At 61.0% G+C, this 18,272-nt stretch carries 17 protein-coding genes; 3 read left to right on the top strand and 14 right to left on the bottom strand.

Annotated elements, in window-relative coordinates:
- The first annotated feature begins 56 nt into the window (after positions 1–56).
- Together FHT28_RS07500 and FHT28_RS07495 are read left to right on the top strand one after the other, a co-directional pair.
- Positions 57–896 (top strand): endonuclease/exonuclease/phosphatase family protein, encoded by an 840-nt coding sequence (locus FHT28_RS07500; RefSeq protein WP_047555479.1) that lies wholly within the window; start codon positions 57–59, stop codon positions 894–896.
- 170 nt (positions 897–1,066) lie between these two features.
- Positions 1,067–1,864 (top strand): NAD(P)-dependent oxidoreductase, encoded by a 798-nt coding sequence (locus tag FHT28_RS07495; RefSeq protein WP_168595886.1) that lies wholly within the window; start codon positions 1,067–1,069, stop codon positions 1,862–1,864.
- Between the two features lie 28 nt (positions 1,865–1,892).
- On the opposite strand, the gene FHT28_RS07490 is transcribed toward FHT28_RS07495, so the two are convergent.
- The 13 genes from FHT28_RS07490 to FHT28_RS07430 all read right to left on the bottom strand — a co-directional run bounded on the left by FHT28_RS07490 (position 1,893) and on the right by FHT28_RS07430 (position 15,859).
- The gene (locus FHT28_RS07490) at positions 1,893–2,939 is read right to left on the bottom strand and encodes a sulfate/molybdate ABC transporter ATP-binding protein (RefSeq protein ID WP_037191660.1); all 1,047 of its coding nucleotides are present in this window, start codon (positions 2,937–2,939) and stop codon (positions 1,893–1,895) included.
- An 11-nt stretch (positions 2,940–2,950) separates the two neighbouring features.
- Positions 2,951–3,823: a sulfate ABC transporter permease subunit CysW gene (cysW, locus tag FHT28_RS07485; protein ID WP_037191662.1), complete on the bottom strand. Its 873-nt coding sequence runs from the start codon at positions 3,821–3,823 to the stop codon at positions 2,951–2,953.
- Positions 3,813–4,670 (bottom strand): sulfate ABC transporter permease subunit CysT, encoded by an 858-nt coding sequence (gene cysT, locus FHT28_RS07480; protein ID WP_037191664.1) that lies wholly within the window; start codon positions 4,668–4,670, stop codon positions 3,813–3,815. The genes cysW and cysT overlap by 11 nt, the downstream gene beginning before the upstream one ends.
- 6 nt (positions 4,671–4,676) lie before the next feature.
- On the bottom strand, positions 4,677–5,705 hold the full coding sequence (locus tag FHT28_RS07475) for a sulfate ABC transporter substrate-binding protein (protein WP_037191666.1): 1,029 nt from the start codon (positions 5,703–5,705) through the stop codon (positions 4,677–4,679).
- Between the two features lie 161 nt (positions 5,706–5,866).
- Complete coding sequence (locus tag FHT28_RS07470) at positions 5,867–6,322, bottom strand: PTS sugar transporter subunit IIA (RefSeq protein WP_037191668.1); 456 nt, start codon at positions 6,320–6,322, stop codon at positions 5,867–5,869.
- Positions 6,323–6,423: 101 nt separating this feature from the next.
- Positions 6,424–7,116: a response regulator transcription factor gene (locus FHT28_RS07465; RefSeq protein ID WP_168595885.1), complete on the bottom strand. Its 693-nt coding sequence runs from the start codon at positions 7,114–7,116 to the stop codon at positions 6,424–6,426.
- Positions 7,113–9,824, bottom strand: coding sequence for a sensor histidine kinase KdpD (locus tag FHT28_RS07460; RefSeq protein WP_037191672.1), 2,712 nt, complete (start codon positions 9,822–9,824; stop codon positions 7,113–7,115). The genes FHT28_RS07465 and FHT28_RS07460 overlap by 4 nt, the downstream gene beginning before the upstream one ends.
- Before the next feature lie 59 nt (positions 9,825–9,883).
- Positions 9,884–10,489, bottom strand: coding sequence for a K(+)-transporting ATPase subunit C (locus tag FHT28_RS07455; protein ID WP_047555476.1), 606 nt, complete (start codon positions 10,487–10,489; stop codon positions 9,884–9,886).
- An 11-nt stretch (positions 10,490–10,500) separates the two neighbouring features.
- A complete protein-coding gene (gene kdpB, locus FHT28_RS07450; RefSeq protein WP_168595884.1) occupies positions 10,501–12,588 on the bottom strand; it encodes a potassium-transporting ATPase subunit KdpB in 2,088 nt (695 codons plus the stop codon).
- Positions 12,589–12,635: 47 nt separating this feature from the next.
- The gene (locus FHT28_RS07445) at positions 12,636–12,797 is read right to left on the bottom strand and encodes a hypothetical protein (RefSeq protein ID WP_156143622.1); all 162 of its coding nucleotides are present in this window, start codon (positions 12,795–12,797) and stop codon (positions 12,636–12,638) included.
- A 12-nt stretch (positions 12,798–12,809) separates the two neighbouring features.
- Entirely contained in the window at positions 12,810–14,513 is a 1,704-nt protein-coding gene (gene kdpA / locus FHT28_RS07440; protein ID WP_168595883.1) for a potassium-transporting ATPase subunit KdpA, read from the bottom strand.
- A 32-nt stretch (positions 14,514–14,545) separates the two neighbouring features.
- Complete coding sequence (gene kdpF, locus FHT28_RS07435; protein WP_034509905.1) at positions 14,546–14,635, bottom strand: K(+)-transporting ATPase subunit F; 90 nt, start codon at positions 14,633–14,635, stop codon at positions 14,546–14,548.
- 315 nt (positions 14,636–14,950) lie between these two features.
- Positions 14,951–15,859: a TIGR03571 family LLM class oxidoreductase gene (locus FHT28_RS07430; RefSeq protein ID WP_348644971.1), complete on the bottom strand. Its 909-nt coding sequence runs from the start codon at positions 15,857–15,859 to the stop codon at positions 14,951–14,953.
- A gap of 242 nt (positions 15,860–16,101) precedes the next feature.
- Here FHT28_RS07430 and FHT28_RS07425 point away from each other — a divergent pair, with 242 nt between their 5' ends.
- On the top strand, positions 16,102–17,121 hold the full coding sequence (locus FHT28_RS07425) for a LacI family DNA-binding transcriptional regulator (RefSeq protein ID WP_168595881.1): 1,020 nt from the start codon (positions 16,102–16,104) through the stop codon (positions 17,119–17,121).
- 50 nt (positions 17,122–17,171) lie between these two features.
- On the opposite strand, the gene FHT28_RS07420 is transcribed toward FHT28_RS07425, so the two are convergent.
- Positions 17,172–18,182: a zinc-dependent alcohol dehydrogenase family protein gene (locus tag FHT28_RS07420; RefSeq protein WP_168595880.1), complete on the bottom strand. Its 1,011-nt coding sequence runs from the start codon at positions 18,180–18,182 to the stop codon at positions 17,172–17,174.
- Between the last annotated feature and the right edge of the window lie 90 nt (positions 18,183–18,272).

Genomic DNA, 18,272 nt, shown 5'->3' with positions numbered 1-18,272 from the left:
TATACTCATACCGATACGCCCGGCGTGGTCTGGTCAAGGGAACGGTCGACGGACATATGCGGAAAAAGAAAGAAAGTCTTCGTGCGAGCATCCTGGAAAGCCTGAAGAGCAGAAGCAAATCGAGCCCCAAGCAAGCCGGCAAACCTGCCCGCCCAGAAGGCACCCTGATCGCCTCCTACAATGTCCACAAATGCGTCGGCGCCGACCGGCGCTTCGATCCGGAGAGGACTAGCCGGGTCATCCATGAAATCGATGCCGACGTCATCGGCCTGCAGGAGGCCGATACGCGTTTTGGCGAACGCACGGGCCTGCTCGATCTGCGCAGGCTCGAACGCGAGACCGGGCTCATTCCCGTGCCGATCGCCGGCGTCACCAAGGCGCATGGCTGGCACGGCAATGTCGTGCTGTTCAAGCAGGGCACGGTGCGTGACGTGCATCAGATAAAGTTGCCCGGGCTGGAGCCGCGCGGCGCCTTGATTGCCGAGATAGAACTGGCGCGTGGCGGAAGCATCAGGATCATCGCCGCCCATCTCGGCCTGTTGCATCGCTCGCGTGCCCAACAAACGCGCCTGATCGTCGAGCTGATGAATGACGGCGGCTCAATCCCGACAATCCTGCTCGGAGACCTCAATGAATGGCGGCTCGGCGACCGTTCGTCGCTCAGCACCTTCCAGGCCGCCTTTGGGCCATTGCCTCCGGCCGTGCCGAGCTTCCCCGCGGCGCTGCCGCTTCTGGCATTGGATCGCATCATGGCCAACCGGCGCGGCATGATCTCAGCGGTCGAAGTCCACGACTCGCCGTTGGCGCGCGTCGCGTCCGATCATCTGCCCATCAAGGCCGTGATCAGTTTGGAAACATTGGACGGTGAAGCCCAGGCGCATTCGCGCACTGCCTAGAGATCGCCGGCGTCGCGGCTTGCTTAATCAGACATTCCCGCCGAACGGCCTGATATAACACCAGATTCCGGCCTTCCTCGCTTTTAAATAGGCGCTCCGCAGATATATGGTGACTGCCGAAAGACCATCTTATAACGTCCCCACCGACTAGACCGATCTGGGAGGTAACCATGCTGAAAACTCTGCTGCTGACTGGCGCTGCCGGTGGCGTCGGCCAGGCGCTCAGGCCCCTTCTGTCGCAGATTGCCGAGACCGTCGTGCTGTCCGATCTCAAGCCCATAAACGACCTTCGCCCGAGCGAGCGCTTCGTTGCCTGCGATCTTGCCGACCGCAGCGGGGTCGAGGAATTGCTCAGGGGTGTCGACGGCATCATTCATCTCGGTGGGATTTCGCTTGAAAAGCCCTTCGACATGATCCTGCAGGGAAACATCGTCGGCCTCTACAATCTCTACGAGGCTGCCCGTGCTGCCGGCAGACCGCGCATCGTCTTTGCCAGTTCGAACCACACGATCGGCTTTTATCGCCGCGACGAGCGCATCGACAACACGGTGCCGACACGACCCGATTCATTGTACGGCGTTTCCAAGGTGTTCGGCGAGGCGGTGGCGAGCCTCTATTTCGACAAGTTCGGCCAGGAAACGCTGTCCGTGCGCATCGGCTCGTGCTTTCCCGAGCCGCGCAACACCCGCATGCTGGCAACCTGGTTCAGCGTCCGGGATTTTCTCTCCCTCTGCGGACGCGCCTTCGAAGCCCCCAGGCTCGGACATACGATCGTCTACGGCGTCTCCGACAATGACGAACAATGGTGGGATAACGGCAATGCCGCCTTCCTCGGCTGGAAACCGCAGGATAACGCCGCCCATTGGCGGGCCGAAATTCTCGCGAGGACACCCGAGGAAGATCCGAACGATCCGGCCGTCATCTTTCAGGGCGGTTGCTTTGCTTCAGCCGCTCACCCCGAAGACTGAGGCGCAGTTATAAGCACGGCGATCGATTTCAGCTGCCGTTGCGAAACAGCTTCCAGCGGGTCGGCCTGAATGCGATGCGGTTGCGGTCGAGAGCATCCGCCTTGTTCGGCGGCAGCTCGATCTCGATAGGATCGTGGCTGGCGCCGATATTGATTTCGAGATGGCGCGTGCCGGCGACACGCCTGCTTCCAACGAGCAAGCCGGCGATCGCACCACCATCGCCTTCATGAAGCTCGATGTCGTGCGGACGGAAATAGAGATAGGCCTCGCCATCCGGCTCATGCGGCGTACTCAAACCGAGCGGCCTGTCCTCGAACCATATCTCGCCGCTGGTGATGCGCACCTTGACGCGGTTGGATTGACCGATGAAGCCATAAACGAACGGGGAATTCGGCGTATCGTAGATCTCGTCCGGTGTGCCGACCTGCTCGATCGCGCCCTTGTTGAGAACCACGACCCGATCGGCAAGCTCCAGCGCCTCTTCCTGGTCGTGGGTCACGAAAACCGTCGTATGACCGGTGCGATCGTGAATTTCCCTGAGCCACTTACGCAAGTCCTTGCGCACCTGCGCGTCCAGGGCGCCGAAAGGCTCGTCCAGAAGCAGCACGTTCGGCTCGACCGCCATGGCGCGCGCCAGAGCCACGCGCTGGCGCTGGCCGCCCGAAAGCTGCGCCGGATAACGCTTCTCCAGGCCGTTGAGCTGCACCAGTTCCAACAGTTCCGTAGCGCGCCGATGAATTTCGGCACGTGGCGGGCGACGCGATGCAGAGCGGACCTTGAGGCCGAATGAAATGTTCTCCAGCACGGTCATATGCCGAAACAGCGCATAATGCTGGAACACGAAGCCGATATTGCGCTGCTGCACGGTCTTTCGCGAAGCATCCTCTTCGCCAAAGAAAATCCGACCTTCCGTCGGCGTCTCCAGCCCGGCGATCAGCCGCAGAAGCGTTGTCTTGCCGGAGCCGGACGGCCCGAGAAGCGCAATCAGTTCGCTCGAACGAATATCCAGGGAGACGTCATGCAATGCGGGAAAGCGACCGAATTCCTTGCGCAGATTTTGAACGCGAACTTCCATCAAAAATTCCTTCAGTGACGCCGGCTGGCTGCGATCTCTTCGCTATAGCGCATTTCCAGCAACGTCTTCAGTATAAGTGTGACAAGGGCAAGCATGGCCAGCAGCGTGGCAACGGCAAACGCTCCCGAGAAATTATAGTCGTTATAAAGGATCTCGACCTGCAGCGGCATGGTGTTGGTTTCACCGCGGATATGACCGGAGACGACCGAGACGGCGCCGAATTCACCCATGGCACGGGCGTTGCAGAGCAGAACGCCGTAAAGCAGACCCCATTTTATGTTCGGCAGCGTGACGTACCAGAAGGTCTGCCAGCCATTGGCCCCGAGCGAGAGGGCCGCCTCCTCGTCCGCGTTCCCTTGCTCCTGCATCAGCGGGATCAATTCGCGCGCGACGAAGGGGAAAGTCACGAACATCGTCGCCAGGACGAGACCGGGAACAGCAAACAGGATCTGGATACCGTGGCTCTGCAGCCAGGGACCGAGTGTGCTGTTGGAACTGAACAGCAACACGAACACCAGACCGGATATGACCGGCGAGACGGAGAAAGGCAGATCGATCAGGGTCGTCAGGAATGCCTTGCCCTTGAACTCGAACTTGGCGATCGCCCAGGCTGCCGCGACGCCGCAGACAAGATTAAGCGGCACGCTGATGCCGGCAACGATCAATGTCAGCTTGATTGCGGCAAAAGTCTCGTCGTCGACCAGGGCATCGAAAAATGCCTCTATGCCCTTGCGGAAGGCCTCAACGAAGACGGCCGCCAGAGGCAGCAGCACCATCAGCGTCAGAAAGACGAGCGAGATCACCACGAAAATAATGCGCGCGACCCGGCTTTCGGTAATGACGGGATGCTCTACACCGGAGGCGGCGGAAAGATCATGTGCCATAGCCGTACCTCCCCCTGCTCCAGGCCTGAATGAGATTGATGATCAAAAGCATGGTGAAGGAGATGAACAACATCACCGTCGCGATCGCCGTTGCCGCCGCGTAATTATATTCCTCGAGGCGGATGACGATAAGCAAAGGCGCAATTTCCGAGACATACGGCTTGTTGCCAGCGATAAAGATGACCGATCCGTATTCGCCGGCAGCGCGCGCAAAAGCCAACGCAAAACCGGTTAGCGCGGCAGGCGCCAGTCCCGGCAACAAAACCCGGGTGATCGTCTGGAAACGGGTCGCTCCCAAGGTCGCGGCCGCCTCTTCGACTTCGCGGTCGATTTCCTCCATGACCGGTTGGGCGGTGCGTACCACGAAGGGCAGGCCGACGAAAATCAGCGCGATGACGATGCCGACCGGAGTGAAGGCGATCTTGATGCCGAGCGGCGTCAGAAACTGTCCGATCCAGCCGGTCGGTGCATAAAGCGTCGTCAGCGCGATACCGGCAACCGCTGTCGGCAGCGCGAATGGCAGATCGACCATGGCGTCGATGATGCGCTTGCCGGGAAAACGGTAACGCACCAACACCCAGGCCAGAATGAGCCCGAGAACTGCATTGACGAGCGCCGCGATGAAGGCACCGCCAAAGCTCATGCGCAGCGCGTAAAGCGTGCGCAGATCAAGAGCCAAGGCCCAGAATTTCTCCCAGCCAAGAGAGCTGCTCTTCCACAGCAGTCCCGACAGCGGGATGAGAACGATAAAGATGAGCCAAGCCAAGGTAACGCCGAGCGCCAATCCGAAGCCCGGAATGACACTCGGCTGCCGAAACCGCCACCGTTTGCGGGTTATGGAATGCATTCAGACTTATTTTCCCGGCTTGTAGACCTGATCGAAGACGCCACCGTCGTCGAAGAACTTCGGCTGAGCTTTAGCCCATCCACCGAAATCGTCAATCGTTGCGAGCTTCAAAGCCGGGAAACGGGCGACATCCTTGGGATCGGCCGCTGCCGGCTTGATCGGCCGATAATAATGCTTGGCGGCGATCTTCTGACCATCATCCGAGTAGAGATAGTTCAGATAGGCTTCCGCGATCTTGCGGGTCCCCTTGGCGTCGACATTGCCGTCGACGACTGCGACCGGCGGATCAGCCCGGATCGAGAAAGACGGGGTCACGACCTCGAATTTATCAGGACCGAGTTCGTCGATCGAGAGGTAGGCTTCGTTTTCCCAGGCAAGCAGGACATCGCCGAGGCCGCGCTGGACGAAGGTCGTCGTTGCGCCGCGCGCACCGGTATCGAGAACCGGTACATGCTTGAGAAGTTGCGTGAGATACTCTTGCGCCTTTGCGTCGTCGCCGCCATTGGCGTGCTTGGCCCATGCCCATGCCGCCAGAATATTCCAGCGCGCGCCACCCGATGTCTTCGGGTTCGGCGTGATGACCTCGACACCATCCTTGACCAGATCCGACCAGTCCTTGATGCCCTTCGGATTGCCCTTGCGCACCAGGAAGACGATGGTCGAGGTATAGGGAACGGAATTGTTCGGGAACTTGGTTTTCCAGTCCGCGGGGATCTTATGCGTCGCCTTGGCGATCGCATCGATATCGCCCTCGAGCGCCAGGGTGACGACATCTGCATCGAGACCGTCGATGACCGAGCGGGCCTGCGCGCCGGAACCACCGTGCGAAGCCTTGATATTGATGGTCTCGCCGGTATCCTTCTTCCACTTCGCCGCGAAGACGGCGTTGAAATCCTTATATAACTCGCGCGTCGGATCGTAGGACACATTCAGAAGCGTCTTGTCCGCAGCCCATGTCGGCGCAACCGCCGCAATCGAGAAACTGCCGATCAGAACTGCGGTGGCGAGCAGCCGGGAAAGCTTTATCGTCTGCATGGATGGACCCCCTTCGTTTGTCCCTAAACCCTATCAACTTGGTCGTATAAAGTAACGAAGACCGTTCCCGTTTTGGGGAATTCCAGAGAACAGCATCCCATAGAATCTAGAAAAGTGAAATCACATTCCCGCTTGGCTACAACACTCCACAATCACTGGTATCAGGCGACGGAGTCGGACATGAAAACGGAATAAAGTTCGTCGGCGCTTTTTGCCTGCCGCATTGCCGTCAGAACGCCCTCCGTCCTCAGTCGCCTCGCAATCGCGGAAAGCACGTTCAGATAGTCGCTACGCCCCCCTTCCCCGAAAAGCAGCACAAAGGCCCATTCGGTCGGGATATCGTCGATAGCTTCGAAATCCACGGGATGAGAGAAGCGGACCAGCAGGCCACGCGGCCTGGTCATGCCGGCGATCGCGGCGTGCGGAACCGCTACGCCATTGCCGATACCGGTTGTTCCAAGCCTCTCGCGCGTTTCCAGCGCCCGCAGGACCGTCGCTTCATCCAGGCCAAAACAGCTGGCCGCCTTCGACGACAGCATCTGCAGCGCCCGCCATTTGGTCGGGGCCGACATTCCGATGAAGACATGCTCGGGCAGGATGATGGTGGAAAGGGCCATGGTCGCTCTTGAGGGTCGGACAATCGATAATGCTGGCATGATACTCATCGCGACACCCGTTTGGATGGGAGCGCCTCATCACAGGAACCGAATCCTTCGCCTCACTCCGGTTCGCGTAGGCGGTAGCCGACGCCGGTCTCGGTCGTGATATAGTGGGGCTGATCGGGAATCTGCTCGATCTTCTGCCTGAGCTGGCGGACATAGACGCGCAGATATTGCACATCCGCCGCCGGCCCCCAGATCTGCTTCAACAGGAACTGGTGGGTCAGCACCTTGCCGGCATGCTGGGCGAGCACACGCAGAATATCGTATTCCTTCGGCGACAGCTTGATCTCCTTGCCCTCGACCTTGACGATGCGCTTGACGAGATCGATCGAAAGGCCGCCGGTCTGGAAGATCGCCTTTTCGCCCTGCTGCTGCAGCCGGTGGCGCAGCGCGACGCGAATGCGCGCCGCAAGCTCGTTGACGCCGAAGGGCTTGGTGACGTAGTCGTCCGCCCCGCTTTCCAATGCCTTGACGATGCCTGCCTCATCCGTGCGGCTCGACAGAATGACGACCGGAATCTGCATGCCATCCTCACGCCATCCGATCAGCAGATCCTGGCCGGACTTGTCGGGCAGTCCGAGATCGAGCACGATCAGGTCAGGCCGGTCCTCGTCGACGGAGGCCTGGGCTGCGGTGGCATTGTGCGCCTCATTGACGGTGTAGCCCTGGGCACCGAGACCGACGCGCAGCAACTTGCGGATCGGCGGCTCGTCGTCGACAACGAGAATCTTGACGGCAGTCGTGTTCATTTCAATTCATCCAGCTTCGGGATATCCGTTGGTCTTGGCAGGCGGATGGTGAAGACCGCCCCCTGACGATCCGTTCTGTTGCCGGCGGCAATGGTGCCGCCCATGGCCTCGATGAAGCCGCGGCAGATGGAAAGGCCAAGACCGGTGCCGGCCCGCACCTGATCGCCCTTGCGCACGCGGTAGAAAGTATCGAAGACGCGCTCGAGATCGGCGGGTGGGATGCCAGGACCCTCGTCCATGACCCTGAAAACGATGTTGTCGATGTCGGCCCATGCCTCCAGGCGGATAGCCGAGGTCTCAGGCGCATATTTGGCGGCATTGTCGAGCAGATTGAACAGCACCTGCTCGAACAACACGGGATCGACCCGCACCATCGGCAGGTCGACCGGCATCTGCGCCTCGACGCGATGGCGGCCCAGTATCTTCGCTGCGCGCCGAAGGGCGCTGCCGACGATATCGCCGGCATAGTGCAGGGCATAGTTCGGCTCCATCGCGCCGGACTCGATTTTCGTCATGTCGAGCAGATTGGCAATGAAGCGGTTCAGCCGTTCGGATTCATCGATGACAGTCGCCAGTAGATCGACGCGATCCTCATGCGGCAGCGTCTCCAGATAATCGCGCAGCGTTCCGGCAGCGCCCAGGATGGCGGCAAGCGGCGTCTTCAGGTCATGGGAAATCGACGTCAGCAGCGCCGAGCGCAGCCGGTCTGCCTCGACGGCGAGCTTTGCCCGGTCGACGTCCGCCACCAACTGCACGCGCTCGATGGCAAGCGCCGCCTGATCGGCCAGGGCATCGAGAAGCCGCTGCTGTTCCGGCGTCAGCAGCGGCCCGTCGCGGCGATCGCTGTCGAGACCGATGACGCCGACAGCGGTGCGGCCCGTGCGCAGCGGAACGTATAGACGTTTGGCGCCGGGCAAGGTGTCGGCGCCGCGACCGGCCGCATGATTGTGCTCCCAGGCCCAACGCGCCGCGGCGATGTCGGCGTCGTCGAGCGTATCGTCTGGCGGATAGCCGGCCTTGACCGCGATCGTGCCGCTCTCGGGCAGAAGCAGCACGACCCGCAGCTTCAGCATCGAGGCCAGCTGAAAAGCCGTCGCCCACAATACGTCATCAAGCGTGCCGGTGCCGGCGAGCTTCTTGGAGAACAGGTAAAGATCTTCCGTCGTTCGCGCCCGCTGGCGCGCGGCGGCTGCTTGCCGCTGCACGGTCGCCGTCAGATTGCTGGCGATGACCGCGACGCCGAGGAAGAAGAAGAAGGCGAGCACGCTTTCCGGATCGCTGATCGTCAGGGTGTAGCGCGGCGGCAGGAAGAAGAAATTGAAGGCGAGTGCGCCGAGGATGCAAGAATAAAGCGCCGGACGCAGCCCTTGCGTCACCGCGGTCGCCAGCACCGCCATCAGAAAGACGAGTGCCAGATTGCGGACGTCCAGCACCTGATCGAGGATGACGCAGAAACCAAGCGCGACGGCGACATAGAGCGTTGCCAGCACATAGCCGCGCAACTGGAAGGGGGTAGGAGCAGGCGCTGACCGGACGCCGCGGCTCGCGGCCTGTGCATCCGCGTCGTTGCCGGAAATGACATGGACACTGATCTCGCCGGCCTTGCGGATCAGGTCATAGGAAACCGAGCGGCGCGACCAATCACGCCAGGACCCCAGTTTCGGCGAGCCGATGACGATATGGGTGACGTTGTTGCTGGCGGAATGACGGATCAGTTCCTCGGCCACCTCGCGGCCGGGAATGGTGATGGCCTCGCCACCGAGCTGTTCGGCCAGTCGCAGCGTTGCGGCGATCGTGTCGCGCTGCGGCTCCGTCAGGCTGATAGAGCGGTTGGTTTCGACATAGACCGCAGCCCAGGGCGCGCGCAGGCGGGAGGCCATGCGCGCGGCATAGCGCACCAGCGACGCCGAGCGCGGGTGATGATCGATGGACACCAGCACGCGCTCGCCTGCAGCCCAAGGGCCCGAAATCGCATGCGCCTGCATATGGGTGAGCAGCTGATCGTCGACGCGCTGCGCCGTGCGCCTGAGCGCCAGCTCGCGCAGCGCCGTCAGATTGCCGGGTGTGAAATAGTTGGTCAGCGCCCGCTCTGCCGTATTCGACACGTAGACCTTGCCATCATGCAGGCGTTTGATCAGGTCGTCGGGCGTCAGGTCGATGATCTCGACATCGTCGGCCAGATCGATGATCGAATCCGGCACGGTCTCGCGCACACGGACACGGGTAATCTGGGAAACAACGTCATTCAGGCTTTCGACATGCTGGATATTCAACGTCGTATAGACGTCGATGCCACGGTCCAGCAGTTCCTTGACATCGAGATAGCGTTTCGGATGGCGGCTGCCCTGCGCATTGGTATGGGCAAGCTCGTCGACCAGCACCAGCTGCGGCCGGCGTTTCAGAATGGCGTCGAGATCCATTTCCTCGAGTGCCCGCCCCTTGTAGTCGACCTTGACACGCGGGATGATTTCGAAGCCCTCGATCAGTGCCTGCGTCTCACGTCGGCCATGGGTTTCGACGACGCCGACAACGACATCCACGCCATCGGCGATCTTCGCCTTGCCGGAGATCAGCATCTCATAGGTCTTGCCCACGCCCGGCGCCGCACCCAGAAAGATTTTCAGCCGACCGCGTGCCTCGGCCCGCGCCTTTTCAAGAAGCGCATCGGGTGAAGGCCTGCTCAGTGTGTCGCGGCTGTCATCTGCCATATGCGGATCGTCTTTCCTGACGAGGTTGAGACGGCAGCCGCCGTCTCAACCTGCTCAACTTATTGATTCATAGAAGCATCGAGCGCGCGGTTCAATGCCAGGACGTTGACGACTGGCTCACCGAGAACACCGAGCTCGCGCCCCTCGACTGTGGCGTCGACGATCGTGCGGAGCTTTGCCTCATCCATGTTGCGAGCCTTGGCGACGCGCGGGATCTGGAAGTAGGCGTCATCAGGCGAGATATCCGGATCGAGACCGCTGCCGGAGGTGGTCACCAGATCCATCGGAACCGGCATGTTCGGGTTCTGCGCCTGCAAGGTCGCCACGTCACCCTTGATGCGGGTGATCAGGCTCGCACTGGTCGGGCCGAGATTGGAGCCCATGGAATTGACGGCGTTGTAGGGTGCGGCAACTGTTTTGGTTGCATCGTTCGGGTCTGCACCGGTTGTCGCCGACGGGCGGCCATGGAAGTAGCGGTCGCTGGTGAAGCTCTGGCCGATGAGGGCCGAGCCGATCACCTTGCCGTCCTTCTCCACCAGGCTGCCGTTGGCCTGGTTGGGGAAGAGCGCCTGGGCGGCGCCCGTCATGGCGATCGGATAGAGAAGGCCTGTCACGGCGGTGGTGACCACGATCATGACGATGGCCGGTCTGATTTGATTCAGCATGGAAAAGCTCCTTAAACGAGGCCCATGGCGGTAATCGCCATGTCGATGGCCTTGATGCCGATGAAGGGAACGATGATACCGCCAGCGCCGTAGATCAGCAGGTTACGGCTGAGCAGCGCACCGGCGCCGATCGGGCGATAGCGAACACCCTTCAGCGACAGTGGGATCAGCGCAACGATGATCAAGGCATTGAAGATAATGGCCGAAAGAATGGCGCTTTGCGGGGTCGCCAGCCCCATGATGTTCAGCGCCTTCAGCTGCGGATAGAAGGCGATGAACATCGCCGGAATGATGGCGAAGTACTTCGCGATATCGTTGGCGATCGAGAAGGTGGTGAGCGCGCCGCGGGTCATCAGCAATTGCTTGCCGATTTCGACGATCTCGATCAGCTTCGTCGGGTCGCTGTCGAGGTCGACCATGTTGCCGGCTTCGCGTGCAGCGACCGTGCCGGTGTTCATGGCGACACCGACGTCGGCCTGGGCAAGTGCCGGGGCGTCGTTCGTGCCGTCGCCGCACATGGCGACGAGCTTGCCCTTGGCTTGCTCTTCGCGCATCAATGCCAGCTTCATTTCCGGCGTCGCCTGGGCGAGGAAGTCATCCACGCCGGCTTCCGCGGCGATGGCGGCCGCCGTCAGCGGATTGTCGCCCGTGATCATCACGGTGCGGATACCCATGCGGCGCAATTCTGCAAAGCGCTCGCGGATGCCGCCCTTGATGATATCCTTGAGGTGAATGACGCCAAGGAGACGACCATCGCGGGCAACCGCCAGCGGCGTGCCGCCGGCCTTGGCGATCTCGTCGGCGATCGACTGCAGCTCACGGAGCGTCTCGCTGGTAGTGCGCGAGATCACCGCGGTGCCATCGCTGCCGCCATTGGCAGCACCATCCACATAGGCAAGCACCGCATCGACCGCACCCTTGCGGATCGACGAACCTTCGAGGTCGACACCGCTCATGCGCGTCTGGGCCGTGAAGGGCACGAAGGTTGCCTTCAGGCTCGTCATATCACGGCCACGGATCGCATACTTTTCCTTGGCGAGCACGACGATGGAGCGTCCTTCAGGCGTTTCGTCTGCAAGCGAGGCGAGCTGCGCCGCGTCGGCCAGATCCTGTTCACTCACACCCCGAACCGGGCGAAAGGCGGTTGCCTGGCGGTTGCCAAGCGTGATCGTGCCTGTTTTGTCGAGCAGCAGCGTGTCGACGTCGCCGGCAGCTTCGACGGCGCGGCCGGACATGGCGAGCACGTTGAAGCGCACCAGGCGGTCCATGCCGGCGATACCGATGGCCGACAGCAGCGCGCCGATGGTGGTCGGGATCAGCGTCACGAACAGGGCGACGAGCACGACCGTCTGGATGGAGCCGCCGGCATAGGCCGCAAAGCTCGGGATCGTCACCGTGGCGAGCACGAAGATCAGTGTCATGCCGGCGAGCAGGATGTTGAGCGCGATCTCGTTCGGCGTTTTCTGCCGTTCGGCGCCTTCTACGAGTGCGATCATGCGGTCGATGAAGGTCGAGCCGGCTGCTGCCGTGATGCGCACGCGGATCTCGTCCGACAGCACTTGCGTGCCGCCTGTCACCGCGGAGCGATCGCCGCCGGATTCGCGGATCACCGGCGCCGACTCACCAGTGATCGCCGCCTCGTTGACCGAGGCCACGCCTTCGATGACTTCGCCGTCCGATGGGATGATGTCGCCTGCTTCGACGAGCACAACGTCACCGACTTTCAGGCTGGTGCCCGGCACCATCTTGTAGTCGGTGCGGCTGCTGCCGGCCAGAAGCTTTGCCTGGGTTTCGGTGCGCGATTTGCGCAGCGAATCCGCCTGCGCCTTGCCGCGGCCTTCGGCGACGGCCTCGGCGAAGTTGGCAAACAGCACCGTGAACCACAGCCAGATATTGATCTGCAGGGAGAAGGCGAGATTGTCGCCGCCGGTGAGGAGGTCGCGCAGAAAGAGAACGGTCGTCAATGCCGAAACGACCGCGACCACGAACATGACGGGGTTCTTGGCAAGCGTGCGCGGGTTCAGCTTCTTGAAAGCAGCGCCGACCGCCGGAACGAGGATGCGAGAATCCAGAATACTCGCTGATTTTAACTGGCTCATAAGAGGCTCCAGCGTGAAGAGGAAAACGTCAGATCGGAACGCACCGATCAGCCGATTAAGAATCCGAAGACAACGAGGCCGAGGAACAGGGTGACCATCGCCAAGAGAATGGCGTCGGAGGCACAGGTCGTCCCGGCTGGGCCACGCCCCCTGTCGAAGGGGCGTGGATCGATAACTTTTCTAAGCTTGGTCAAAAGCGAACCGCTCATGACATCAATCCTTTAAAAGGCCTGGCCTGCGATCATCGACAGATGTTCGACGATCGGTCCGAGCGCGAGCGCCGGGAAGAAAGTCAGGCCACCGACGATCAGGATCGTGCCGACCAGCAGGCCGACGAAGAGCGGACCATCCGTCGGGAAGGTGCCGGCGGAAGCCGGGACCGTCTTCTTGGTGATCAACGAACCGGCAATCGCAAGCGCCGGCACGATGACGAAGAAGCGGCCGATCAGCATGACGATAGCGAGGGTGACGTTATACCAGGGCGTGTTGCCGGAGAGACCTCCGAAGGCCGAGCCGTTGTTTGCCGCTGCCGAGCTGTAGGCATAGAGGATTTCCGAGAAGCCGTGCGGACCGGGATTTCCGATGAAGGCCACGGCCGACGGCAGCACGACCGAGATCGCCGTGAAGATCAACATGCCGAAGGGCAGGCAGAGGACGGCAAGCATCGCCATCTTGACTTCCTTGGCCTCGATCTTCTTGCCGAGATATTCCGGCGTGCGTCCGACCATCAGGCCGGCAACGAAGATGGCGATGATGACGAACATCAGGATGCCGTAGAAACCGGCACCGACGCCGCCAACGATGACTTCGCCGAGCTGCAGGTTGATCAACGGGATCATGCCGCCGATCGCTGTGAAGCTGCCATGCATGGCATTGACCGCGCCGCAGGACGCCGCCGTAGTAATGACCGCGAAGAGCGACGACAGCGTGATGCCGAAGCGGACTTCCTTGCCTTCCATATTGCCGCCCTGGACGCCGAGCGCATGCACCAGCGGATTGCCGGCAGCTTCAGCCCAATAGGTGACGATGACGCCGGCGATGAACAGCACACCCATGGCACCGAGGATTGCCCAGCCCTGACGCTGATTGCCGACCATGCGTCCGAAGACATTGGTCAGCGCAGCGCCGATCGCGAAGATCGCCAGCATCTGGATCAGATTGGAGATCGCATCTGGGTTTTCGAAAGGATGGGCGGAGTTGGCATTGAAGAAGCCGCCGCCATTGGTGCCGAGCATCTTGATGGCAAGCTGCGAGGCGACCGGGCCGACGGCAATTGTCTGCTGCGCGCCCTCAAGCGTCGTGGCATTGACATAGGGCCCGAGCGTCTGCGGCACGCCGAGATAGACGAACACCAGCGTCAGGACGATACAGATCGGCAGCAGCACATAGAGCGTCGCCCTGGTCAAATCGACCCAGAAATTGCCGATCGCCTTGCCGGAAGCGCGCGAGAAGGCGCGGATCAGCGCAATGGCGAGCGCAATACCGGTGGCGGCGGAGGCGAAATTCTGGACAGTGAAACCGGCCATCTGCACGAGATAGGACATCGTGCTTTCGCCGCCGTAATTCTGCCAGTTGGTGTTGGTCACGAAGCTCGCGGCGTTGTTGAACGAAAGCTCCGGGCCGATCGAGGTCATGCCTGCCGGGTTATAAGGCAGGCTCGCCTGGAAGCGCTGCAGGATATAGAGCACGAAGAAGCCGGCGAGGCTGAACAGAATCATGGAGATCGAATAGGTCGTCCAGTGCTGCTCTTCGCGCTCATTCGTGCCGGCGAGACGATAAAGTCCCCGTTCCAACGGACCGAGGACATAAGAAAGAAATGTGCGCTCGCCGGTGAAGACACGCGTCATGTAACCGCCGAGCGGTTTGACGAGCAGAAGAAGGATCCCGATGTAAATGAGGATCTGAAGCCATCCGTTGAAGGTCATGGGGGTAACTTTCCCTATCCAGCGCTATGGAATTAGAAGCGCTCGGGGCGAATGAGAGCGTAAATCAGGTAGGCGGTGAGAAAAAGAGTCACGCCGCCACCGAGAATGTAATCGAGAAGCATTGCCGTCTCTCCGACTAGAGGCTGTCGCAGGCCTTGGTGTAAGCGACACAGAGGAGGAAAAATAAAACGCCGATCCCGACAAGAATAATGTCCATCATCGATCGCGATTCCTTGATTGTTCTTGTTGATTGCGAAAACGATGCAGGGCGCTCTTGGTGAGAGCGCCTCTTTTATTTCCGCACAGAGAGAAGATCACCTCGCGTGTATCTTCGCCGTATAACATGCGCCCAAACCGCATTAAGGTTCGAGACGGTGGGAATGCGGAAGATATAAAAATCTTATAAATGCCGGTGCCAGTAGCGCCGGCGGTGCGGCCTAGCTCAAAGCGAGCATCACATCCCCGGCGATTTCGTCCATGACGTCGTGTGCCGGCCTATGTCCCGAAATGAGATTGAACGCGACGTGATGGATACCGGCTTCACGCATGGCCGATAGCGCGCCGATCAGCCCTCGCCTGCCGGTTCTGCCGCCGAGATTTATCTCTTCGTAGGCCGCATCGGGCCTGTCGACGAGCTCCAGCACCATCGACTGGCCGAAGCCGCGGAATTCCGTCGTCACTTTCGCCTGGGCGTTATGCCAAAGCGTCAGCCGGTCCCTTTGGACGGGCAATTGCCTGTAATATGTCATCCATGCGGTCGCATGCCGGGCGATCCATTCGAGGGACTGCGACGACGAACCGACAGCCACCAAAGGAATGGGTGCTTGTTGCAACCTCGGTCTGACGGCGAATTCTCTTCGCGCCTGGCCGTTCTCGTCCAATATCTCCTGATCCGGGCGAAGCACGGCAGCCAGACGCTCCCAATTGTCCTGAAAGATCGACTTCCGCTTCTCCAGATCTTTCCCGAATACCTCGTATTCCGTCGGTCTGTCTCCCGACCCAAGACCAAGAACGAGCCGCCCTTGCGAGAGGAGCGCCACCGAAAGCGCGGCCTTGGCAATGTGCAGAGGATGTCTCAAAGGCAGAACGATCGCGCCTGTCGCCAGGCCGATGTTCGAAGTGACCGCCGCCAGTGCTCCAAGGAAGACCCAGGGATCGGCGTGTCCGACCGGATCCGGATAGCTTTCGCTGTTCAGCGGCACATCTCGGACCCAGAGCGCATCGAAACCCAATTCGTCCGCATGGCTTGCAAGCTTCAACTGGGCATCGAACTCGACATCGGCAGAGGTTCGCGGTTGCACCGGCAAGACGATGCCGAATGAAAGTCGATCTGGATGAAAAAGCACATCGCGCCCCAACAGATATTGCCGTAGCGCTGAGATAAGGATGTTTGCGCATGATAAAAGAGCCTGAGGCTCTTTGCGCATACCTGATAGGATCGACGCGGACGTTGCCGATCGCTGTCAATGATCGCCCCTATTGCGCTTGATGCGACGTGCCGCCGGTGGTTTAGTCGGTGCCGACATAGAGTTGAACATCTGCAGCCATTTTCTGAAGAATCGGCCGACAGACAAAGAAATGCGAGCAAGTGACGACCAGTATCAGACATATCGCCAAGCTTGCAGGAACATCGGTCTCTTCCGTCTCGCGCGTGCTCAACAACAGCGGCTACGCCTCCCCGGAGCTCAGGCAACGTGTGGAAGCGGCGATCCGCACGCTGAACTACACACCGAGCAAGGGCGCGCGCATGCTGCGGGGTGCGCCGAGCCGGATGATCGGGCTGATGCTGCCGTCGATCGACGTGCCTTTCTTTGGGATTCTCGCCCATGCCATCGAGCAGGAATTGTTCCGGCACGGCTACCAGACGCTGATCTGCAGCACGGCGGAAAACATGGAGCACGAGGCGCGCTACATTTCCATGCTGCTGTCCCAGCGCATCGACGGCGTCATCGTGGCCAGCGCCTTCGGCAGTATCGAGCATTTCGAGGCGCTGCGCGATGCCGATATTCCGATCGTCGCCATCGACCGCGAACTGGGCGGGATCGCAAACGATGCCGTCATGGCTGATCATGAGGAAGGCGGGCGGCTGATGGCGCGCCATCTGATCGGTCTCGGCCACCGGTCGATCGCCATTGTCGGCGCGCCCGCGCATAGCCAACCCGTCCAGCTTCGCCTTGAGGGCATGAGGGCGGAAATGGCGAAGGACGGAATCACGCCTGCCGTGGTGGCGATGGCGGAGGAGCATAGCTTTGCGGCAACCTATGAGCTTGCGCGTGAATTGCTCACGTCCCGGCCGGAAGTGACGGCGATCGTCGGCACAACCGATATTTCGGCGATCGCAGTCATCCATGCCGTCCAGGATCGCGGCTTTTCCGTTCCGCGCGACTATTCGGTGATCGGCTTCGACGACTTGCCGGAAGCTGCCTATGTCTTTCCGCGATTGACCACCGTCGCGCAGCCGATCCGCGAGGTCGGTGAGCAGGCGGCGCAGCAATTGAAGGCGTTGATCGAGGAGCAGCAAGCGGGGCACGAGCCGCGACAGGGCATAGTCGTCAAGATCCCCGTGACGCTGATCGAACGCGATTCCACGGGACCTGTCCGCGGCTGAGGCGAGCGGCATGTACCCGACCGCCAAGATAGACCGGTGATTTCCTAAAGCTAGGGTCGTACTATGACCTTGATTTCGCCCGGCAATGGCGCGCTGCCGACTACGCCTGCAACCTCTTCGAGGCCTATGGCTTTGGTCACCAGGGAGTCCAATTCGAGCGCTCCGCTCGCGACCATTGCCGCGGCCCGGGAATGCGTGAACGGGTTGAGATAGGCCGGCCTGACATCAACCTCGTTGACGAGCAGGTCGAAGGGTAGAACGGGCACTTCGATGCCGGCCGGCGTCACGCCGAACAGCACGAAAGTGCCGCCGCGCCGCGCCATCCTGAGACCGGTCTGCAAGGTGTCGGCGACACCGGCACACTCGATGACGACGTCTGCGCCGCCTTGGGTAGCATCTCGAACGGAAGCGACCGTATCCGAAGATGCTGGATCGAAGGCGCGCGTGGCGCCCAGGCGCAGCGCAGCCTCGCGCCTCGATAGCTGTCGCGTGATCAGGATCACTTGGCTGGCGCCGGCCAGGCGGGCCAATTGCACCATGAGCAGGCCGATCACACCTCCGCCCAGGATGGCGACGCTATCGCCCAGTCGGATGTCTGCCTTGTCGATGGCGTGAATGCAGCAGGCGAGCGGTTCGCAGAAGGCGCCATGCACGGGATCGAGATCGGACGGCAGCGTGAATGCCTGACCGCACGGCACCGCCACATAGTCCGCAAAGCCGCCGTCGCGTGTCACCCCGATGGCTGTCAGCCTTGCGCACAGGTTCGGTCGCCCGCGCCTGCAGGCCGCACAGGTGCCGCAGGCGATATTCGGGTCCACGGTGACGAGTTCTCCGCCGGCAAATGATGGGATTCCATCGCCGACCTCCTCCACGATGCCGCAGAATTCATGTCCCAAGGTAACGGGGATCGCTGTCGGATACTCGCCCTTGTACATGTGACGATCGGAGCCGCAGATGCCGGCAGCCAGAACCCGGACGATGAGCTCGCCGGGCCGGGCAACCGGTTTCTCAACGGTGCGCATGATCATGGACCCGATCGATTCCAAGCGTACGGCCCTCATTCTTCTCCTCCAGCCCTCAGATTCCAGTGATCATCGCCGCATGATGAGCCAATCCCCACGGTACACTACCATCAATCGCCAACAATGCTG

It is taken from the genome of Rhizobium sp. SG570 (assembly GCF_012275345.1).
Classification (GTDB): Bacteria; Pseudomonadota; Alphaproteobacteria; order Rhizobiales; family Rhizobiaceae; genus Rhizobium; species Rhizobium lusitanum.
The sequence above is the reverse complement of the archived record's forward strand: the minus strand, read 5'-3'. Positions and strand labels throughout refer to the sequence as shown.

What these genes read in the sequence shown, in the direction of transcription:
- FHT28_RS07500 (WP_047555479.1), top strand. Translation starts at nt 57, where the DNA reads ATGCGGAAAAAGAAAGAAAGTCTTCGTGCGAGCATCCTGGAAAGCCTG.
- FHT28_RS07495 (WP_168595886.1), top strand. Translation starts at nt 1,067, where the DNA reads ATGCTGAAAACTCTGCTGCTGACTGGCGCTGCCGGTGGCGTCGGCCAG.
- FHT28_RS07490 (WP_037191660.1), bottom strand. Translation starts at nt 2,939, where the DNA reads ATGGAAGTTCGCGTTCAAAATCTGCGCAAGGAATTCGGTCGCTTTCCC.
- cysW (WP_037191662.1), bottom strand. Translation starts at nt 3,823, where the DNA reads ATGGCACATGATCTTTCCGCCGCCTCCGGTGTAGAGCATCCCGTCATT.
- cysT (WP_037191664.1), bottom strand. Translation starts at nt 4,670, where the DNA reads ATGCATTCCATAACCCGCAAACGGTGGCGGTTTCGGCAGCCGAGTGTC.
- FHT28_RS07475 (WP_037191666.1), bottom strand. Translation starts at nt 5,705, where the DNA reads ATGCAGACGATAAAGCTTTCCCGGCTGCTCGCCACCGCAGTTCTGATC.
- FHT28_RS07470 (WP_037191668.1), bottom strand. Translation starts at nt 6,322, where the DNA reads ATGGCCCTTTCCACCATCATCCTGCCCGAGCATGTCTTCATCGGAATG.
- FHT28_RS07465 (WP_168595885.1), bottom strand. Translation starts at nt 7,116, where the DNA reads ATGAACACGACTGCCGTCAAGATTCTCGTTGTCGACGACGAGCCGCCG.
- FHT28_RS07460 (WP_037191672.1), bottom strand. Translation starts at nt 9,824, where the DNA reads ATGGCAGATGACAGCCGCGACACACTGAGCAGGCCTTCACCCGATGCG.
- FHT28_RS07455 (WP_047555476.1), bottom strand. Translation starts at nt 10,489, where the DNA reads ATGCTGAATCAAATCAGACCGGCCATCGTCATGATCGTGGTCACCACC.
- kdpB (WP_168595884.1), bottom strand. Translation starts at nt 12,588, where the DNA reads ATGAGCCAGTTAAAATCAGCGAGTATTCTGGATTCTCGCATCCTCGTT.
- FHT28_RS07445 (WP_156143622.1), bottom strand. Translation starts at nt 12,797, where the DNA reads ATGAGCGGTTCGCTTTTGACCAAGCTTAGAAAAGTTATCGATCCACGC.
- kdpA (WP_168595883.1), bottom strand. Translation starts at nt 14,513, where the DNA reads ATGACCTTCAACGGATGGCTTCAGATCCTCATTTACATCGGGATCCTT.
- kdpF (WP_034509905.1), bottom strand. Translation starts at nt 14,635, where the DNA reads ATGCTTCTCGATTACATTCTCGGTGGCGGCGTGACTCTTTTTCTCACC.
- FHT28_RS07420 (WP_168595880.1), bottom strand. Translation starts at nt 18,182, where the DNA reads ATGAGGGCCGTACGCTTGGAATCGATCGGGTCCATGATCATGCGCACC.